The 739-nt window shown below is 34.9% G+C and carries 1 protein-coding gene; it reads right to left on the bottom strand.

Annotated features, from left to right (window positions below):
• The coding region (locus WKI42_RS10530; protein WP_368081895.1) for a pitrilysin family protein at positions 1-739 on the bottom strand (739 nt) is incomplete at both ends.

Raw genomic sequence — 739 nt, 5'->3', positions numbered from 1 at the left:
CTGTAGTTTCACATTATTAGCTGCTCTACAAATAGCCTCTTTGTCAACTTGCTCGAGTTTTGCAATCCAACTTTTAAAGTCTGCTGAAGATTTTCCAAGCAAGGCATTTTGATAAGCACGTTCAATCAATGAAGATTGATTATCTTGAGAAAGTAACAAAGATCGACGAATCATTTCCTTAGTCTGCTCTAATTCAAGTTCTGTAAAATATCCTTTTTTTAAATCAATCAGTTGATTATTCATCATTTTACGAGCCTGGTTCCGATTTTCTCGATTGATACCAGCATACATCCTCAAGAATCCACTAAACAAATCAAGCTGACTTGAAATAGTATAAGCTAATCCAGCATCTTCACGGACGTTTGTAAAGAGCTTAGAATGAGCAAATCCACCAAGTAAACCATTCATTACAATCATGGGTAAATGTTGCTCATCACCATATTCAGAAGGGCAATGATAACCCAATTCCAAAATGGATTGTCCCACATTTTTCCGAACCATACCTTCCTCAAGGATATTAGAATATGGTTGACAATACTGAACCTTCACATCTCCATCTCGACCTTTAAAGCCAAATGATTCTAATACATTTTGAATTTCCACCTCATTAAAATCACCTAGGAAAAAGAAATCTATTCGATCATTAGCCAAAAATTCTTGGAAACAAGAATAAGAACTCTGTGGAGTTTCATCTAAAATACGATTTCGTAAATCACTATATTCCAATTGAAGACGTTCA

This window comes from Streptococcus pseudopneumoniae (assembly GCF_038148935.1).
GTDB classification, from domain to species: domain Bacteria; phylum Bacillota; class Bacilli; order Lactobacillales; family Streptococcaceae; genus Streptococcus; species Streptococcus pseudopneumoniae_U.
The sequence above is the reverse complement of the archived record's forward strand: the minus strand, read 5'-3'. Positions and strand labels throughout refer to the sequence as shown.